The organism is Streptomyces sp. P5F9, assembly GCF_057961495.1.
The window spans coordinates 1-5884 of sequence record NZ_JBXVPZ010000555.1; the positions used below are offsets into that span (position 1 = coordinate 1).

Genomic DNA, 5884 nt, shown 5'->3' on the forward strand with positions numbered 1-5884 from the left:
CTCCTATACGGAGCGCGATCAGCCGCTCTCCGTCTACCAGACGGTGTTCTCGCTGCCCACGGAGGACGGGACGGGCAGTGCGGAGATGCCCAGTGCCGCGCGGCCCTTCACCGCGCGGCTGGTGGCGGAGCTGGTGAGTCGCGGGGTGCAGTTCGCGCCGATCACCCTGCATACGGGGGTGGCGTCGGCCGAGGTGCATGAGCCGCCGTATCCGGAGCGGTTCGCGGTGTCGGAGGTGTCGGCCCGGTTGATCAATGCCGTCCGGGCCGGGGACGGGCGGGTGATCGCGGTCGGGACGACGGCCGTGCGGGCCGTCGAGTCGGCCGCCGGGGCCGATGGGGTCGTACGCGCGCGTGCGGGGTGGACGGATCTCGTCGTGACGCCGGAGCGGGGTGTGCGGGTGGTGGACGGGCTGCTGACAGGGCTGCACGAGCCGGAGGCCTCGCATCTGCTGATGCTGGAGGCGGTCGCCGGGCGGGCCGCCGTGGGCCGCAGTTATGAGGAGGCGCTGCGCGGGCTCTACCTGTGGCACGAGTTCGGGGACGTCCATCTCATCCTCCCGGAGGAGGACCCTCACGCGGCGCGTTGCTCCCGCAACTGCGGGTGAGGTTGATGTGCGGTGGATGTGAGCCCGCACATAGGGCGCAGATCACGTACTAGCGGACATAGGAGATATAGGCGCCCCACTTGAGCGGGACAGACGGTCCTGTCTGTCCCGTTTTGCCCTGGACCGGTCAACTACCCGGGATCGTACGTCACACCTTTGCCAGGGGTTTTTGCGGCCGCTAAGAATTGCAGCCGTCGCTCAGCGCCGCGGATCCCGTCCGCGGCGTTTGTGCCGGAAGCACCCGCGTCCCCGCCGGACGGTGAGCGACCTCCGCGCAATTCGAAGAGGTCCATCCGCCATGCCCAAGAACACGAACACTCCTGGTCATAGTCGCCTGACCAAGCTGAACAAGCTGACGAAGCAGCACAAGATCGCGCTCGCCGGTGTCGCCACGCTCGGCGCCGCCGCCCTCGCCTTCTCCGCGGTGCCCAGCGACGCGGGGACGACCACGAGCGACGCCGCGGCCTCGACGAAGATCGCGTACAGCACGGAGCCCATCAAGGGCGTCAAGGCCAGCGTCACCGACCAGCTCGCCGGTGCCGGCGTGAAGACCGAGGCGATCCAGGCGAAGGCCGACGCGAAGGCGAAGGCGGCGAAGGCCAAGGCGGACGCCGCCGCGAAGAAGAAGGCCGCCGCCGAAGCCGCCGCCAAGAAGAAGGCGGAGGCCGCGCGCAAGGCCAAGAAGGCCGCGAGCCGCTCCACCGAGCGCGTCAAGATCCAGCCCGTCGCCGCGACGACCTACGCCAACAACCTCAACGGCTGGATCAACCACGCCCTGGCGATCATGAAGCAGAAGGGCATCCCGGGCTCGTACAACGGCCTGTACAAGAACATCATGCGGGAGTCCTCGGGCAACCCGAGCGCCGTCAACGGCTGGGACGTCAACGCGGTCAACGGCACCCCGTCGATCGGTCTGCTCCAGGTGATCCAGCCGACGTTCAACGCGTACCACGTCTCCGGTACCTCGACGAACATCTACGACCCGGTCGCCAACATCACCGCCGCCGCCAACTACGCGGCCAACCGGTACGGCTCGATCGACAACGTCAACAGCGCGTACTGAGGCCTCCGGCGGACCTCTGGGCCTCGGTATCGACGCCGAAGGGCGGCACCTGTGTGAGGGGTGCCGCCCTTCGGCGTCGTACGGTAAGAACTACTTGCGCATGACCTCCGGCTCGTGGCGGCGCAGGAAGCGGGCCACGAAGAAGCCGCAGATCACGCCGAGGACGATCAGCGCGGCCATGTCCATGCCCCAGGCGCCGACGGTGTGCTCCCAGAGCGGGTCGGTGGCGTCGCCGGGCTTGGGCGGGCTGATCTTGTTGAAGTCCAGCGTGGCACCCGCGGCACCGACCGCCCAGCGCGACGGCATCAGGTACGAGAACTGGTTGACGCCGATCGAGCCGTTCAGGGTGAACAGGCAGCCGGTGAACACGACTTGGATGATCGCGAACATGACCAGCAGCGGCATGGTCTTCTCGGCCGTCTTCACCAGCGAGGAGATGATCAGGCCGAACATCATCGCGGTGAAGCCGAGGCCCATGATCGGGATGCAGAGCTCGAACATGGTCTGGCTGCCGAGGACCAAGCCCTGCTTGGGGATCTCGCGGCTGGCGAAGCCGATGACGCCGACCATCAGGCCCTGCAGCGCGGTGATCACACCGAGCACGAACACCTTGGACATCAGATACGCGGAGCGCGACAGGCCGGTCGCGCGCTCCCGTTCGTAGATGACCCGTTCCTTGATCAGCTCACGGACGGAGTTGGCCGCGCCGGCGAAGCAGGCGCCGACCGCGAGGATCAGCAGGACCGTGGTGGCCGTGCCGTTCGGGATTCTGGTGCCGTTCGCCCGGGCCGGGTTGGGCAGCAGGCTGTTGCCCGAGTCGATGAGCAGGCTCACCGCGCCGAGGACGCCCGGAAGGATCACCATCAGGGCCAGGAAGCCCTTGTCGGACGCGATCACCGCGACGTAGCGGCGCACCAGCGTGACGAACTGCGACATCCAGCCCTGCGGCTTCGGCGGCTTCATCGCCTGCATCGGCGGCATCTGTACGGACTGCGGAGCAATCGCGTCGATGTCCGCGGCGTACATCTGGTAGTGCTGCGAGCCCTTCCAGCGGCCCGCCCAGTCGTAGTCGCGGTAGTTCTCGAAGGCGGAGAAGACGTCGGCCCAGGTGTCGTAGCCGAAGAAGTTCAGTGCCTCCTCGGGCGGGCCGAAGTAGGCGACGCTGCCGCCCGGTGCCATCACCAACAGCTTGTCGCAGATCGCCAGTTCGGCCACGGAGTGGGTGACGACGAGGACCGTGCGGCCGTCGTCGGCGAGGCCGCGCAGCAGCTGCATGACATCGCGGTCCATGCCCGGGTCGAGGCCCGAGGTGGGCTCGTCCAGGAAGATCAGCGAGGGCTTGGTGAGGAGTTCCAGAGCCACCGAGACGCGCTTGCGCTGGCCACCGGAGAGGGAGGTGATCTTCTTCTCTTTGTGAATGTCGAGCTTCAGCTCGCGCAGTACCTCGTCGATACGGGCCTCGCGCTCGTCGCCGGTGGTGTCGGCGGGGAAGCGCAGCTTGGCCGCGTACTTGAGGGCCTTCTTGACGGTCAGTTCCTTGTGCAGGATGTCGTCCTGCGGGACCAGACCGATGCGCTGGCGCAGCTCGGCGAACTGCTTGTAGAGGTTCCGGTTGTCGTAGAGGACGTCGCCCTGGTTGGCGGGCCGGTAGCCGGTGAGCGCCTTGAGCAGGGTCGACTTGCCGGAGCCGGACGGGCCGATGACCGCGATCAGCGACTTCTCCGGTACGCCGAAGGAGACGTCCTTGAGGATCTGCTTGCCGCCGTCGACCGTGACCGTCAAGTGCCGTGCGGAGAAGGAGATGTCACCGGTGTCGACGAACTCTTCGAGCCGGTCCCCGACCAGGCGGAACGTGGAGTGGCCGACGCCGACGATGTCGTTCGGGCCGAGCAGCGCGGAGCCGCCCTTGGTGATCGGCTGGCCGTTGACGTAGGTGCCGTTGTGCGAGCCCAGGTCACGGATCTCGAAACGGCCGTCGGGCGTCGCGTGGAACTCGGCGTGGTGGCGCGAGACTTGGAGGTCGGAGACCACCAACTCGTTCTCCAGCGCACGGCCGATGCGCATCACGCGCCCCAGCGAGAACTGGTGGAACGTGGTCGGGCTGCGGTCGCCGTAGACCGACGGCGCCCCCGCGCCGACGCCGGATCCCTGCTGCGGCGGAATGTTCGCGGCGGCCGGCGGCGGCTGATAACGCTGCTGCTCAGGCGTCTGCGCCGGGACCTGCTGAGGCGGTGCCTGCTGCGCCCAGCCGGGGCCCGCACCCTGTGCGGCGTACGGCTGTTGCTGCGGCTGGGCCTGCGGAGTCGCCACGGCGGCCGCGGCGCCGGACAGGCTCAGGCGCGGGCCGTCGGTCGCGTTGCCCAGGTACACGGACGAGCCCGGGCCGATCTCCATCTGATGGATGCGCTGGCCCTGCACGAACGTGCCGTTGGTGCTGCCGTGGTCGTCGATGACCCAACTCCGGCCGCCCCAGCTGATCGTGGCGTGCCGCCAGGAGACCCTGGCGTCGTCGACCACGACGTCCCCCTGCGGATCACGTCCGAGGGTGTAGGACCTGGACGCGTCGAGCGTCCAGGTCCGTCCATTCAATTCCAGTACGAGTTCCGGCACTCCATGCCCCACTGAGTAGTCCCCCGAGTTACCCCCATCACAGGGAGTCTAGGGATGGCGAACATCGTCGGGAACTATTTCAGGCTGCACCCCCTGACCGAAAGTCGGGCCTTGTGAAGACCACGTCCATACGCTTCCGCCGGTTCCGTTGACGGGGTTGAAACCGACCCGGAGAGTGGTAATCCACGCGAGGGGGACATGCGTGGTGTCCGCACCGCGCCGCGGATCGGGGGGTCTGCCATGAGCTCAGCGACGAGGGTCAGGACGGCGAACTACGACACGAGGGTGCCCTGGGTCGACGTCCTGCTGTCCGCGATCGCCGCGGTGAGCTGGGCGCTGATAGGCATGGCGGGCACGGCCGCGCTCGGCCTGCACCTGCTGGGCGCCGACGCGACGGGTTCGCTCGGCCCGATGACCGCGGCGGTGGTGGCCCTGGGAGCGGGCGGTTCGGTCACCCCGACCGGCGACGTGTCGGCCTTCGGCCTGACCGGCGCCCAGGCGACCACAGCCGTCACGATCACCCCCCTGGGCGTGAGCCTGGTGGGCGCGCTCCTGCTGTCGTACTTCTTCCTACGGTCCTTGCGGGCGGCCGGAGTTGTGATCGCCCCGGCCGAACTCCTCGCGCGCGCGGGCTCGGTGATCGCGCTCTTCGTGGCGATGCTCGGCGGGCTGGCCTGGGCAGGCCACGACGTGATCACGATCGACGGAAGCAAGCTGGGCCTGGACAAACTGACGGGCGGCGGCGGTAGCGGCGGCGGGGTGAACATCCCCGGCCTCGGCGACATCGGTGACATCGGCGGACTGCTGCCGGGCAAGATCAGCGACCTGGTCAAGGCGAAGGCGGCGGTCGGCTTCACGGTCGACACGGCGCCGACGTTGCTGGGCGGCCTGGGCTGGTCGGCCGGCATCCTGCTGATCGCCCTGCTGGCCTCCCGCCGCACTCCCCTCCCCCGCGGCTGGGAGGCCGTACACCGCGTCGTACGCCCGGCCGCGTCCGCGCTCGTCACGGTGCTGCTGGTCGCGGTGGCCGCGGGGCTCGCGGCGGCGGCGTACGCGGCGATAGGCGACGACCACCCGAAACGCATCGCGGGCGCGGCCCTGTTGGGCGCCCCCAACGGGGTCTGGCTGGGCATCCCGATCGGCCTCTTCGTCCCCTGGGACGGCAAGGCGACGGGTGAACTGGCGAAGCTGCTCCCCCACCCCCTCGACGACCTCCTGAGCGTGAAGTCCGACCAGCCGGTGACGTTGGGGCGACTGGCCGAACTGGACAGCCGGGTATGGCTGTTGGGGGTCGCCGCGGCGCTGATGATGCTGCTGGCCGGGGTGTTGACGGCGGTGCGGACGCCCTTGGGAGCGGACGCGGTGAGCGGCTCTGAGCGTGCTGGTGCGGGGGGTCGCGGGAGTGCTCTCGGTTTTGCCGGGCGGTGTGCTCTACGGCTGGGGGTCGTCACCGCCCTGACGTTGCCGTTGCTGGCCTGGCTGACGGACGTGTCGGTGGATGCGTCGCTGTCGGTGCTGGGGTTCGACGCGTTCGGCGCGGGGATCGAGTTGCACGGGCATCTGGGCATGGCGTTGGTGCTGGGCGCGGTGTGGGGTGCGGGGGC

4 protein-coding genes are annotated in these 5884 nt (G+C 68.9%); 3 read left to right on the top strand and 1 reads right to left on the bottom strand.

What is annotated here, in order from left to right; genetic code table 11:
• Both AC31A1_RS45360 and AC31A1_RS45365 read left to right on the top strand, forming a co-directional pair.
• Positions 1-607, top strand: a 607-nt coding sequence (locus AC31A1_RS45360; protein ID WP_489658925.1) for an S-adenosylmethionine:tRNA ribosyltransferase-isomerase, incomplete at its 5' end; no start/stop codon positions are given.
• Between the two features lie 298 nt (positions 608-905).
• Positions 906-1670 carry a transglycosylase SLT domain-containing protein gene (locus AC31A1_RS45365; RefSeq protein ID WP_489658926.1) on the top strand — a complete coding sequence of 255 codons (765 nt, stop codon included), beginning with the start codon at positions 906-908 and terminating at the stop codon, positions 1668-1670.
• A gap of 90 nt (positions 1671-1760) precedes the next feature.
• Here the strand turns inward: AC31A1_RS45365 and AC31A1_RS45370 are convergent, their stop codons facing one another.
• Positions 1761-4280 (bottom strand): ABC transporter ATP-binding protein/permease, encoded by a 2520-nt coding sequence (locus AC31A1_RS45370; protein ID WP_489658927.1) that lies wholly within the window; start codon positions 4278-4280, stop codon positions 1761-1763.
• Between the two features lie 240 nt (positions 4281-4520).
• Here AC31A1_RS45370 and AC31A1_RS45375 point away from each other — a divergent pair.
• The coding region (locus AC31A1_RS45375) for a streptophobe family protein (protein WP_489658928.1) at positions 4521-5884 on the top strand (1364 nt) is incomplete at its 3' end.

Excerpts from the sequence above, each read along its gene's own strand:
- AC31A1_RS45365 (WP_489658926.1), top strand. The coding sequence starts at position 906 with ATGCCCAAGAACACGAACACTCCTGGTCATAGTCGCCTGACCAAGCTG.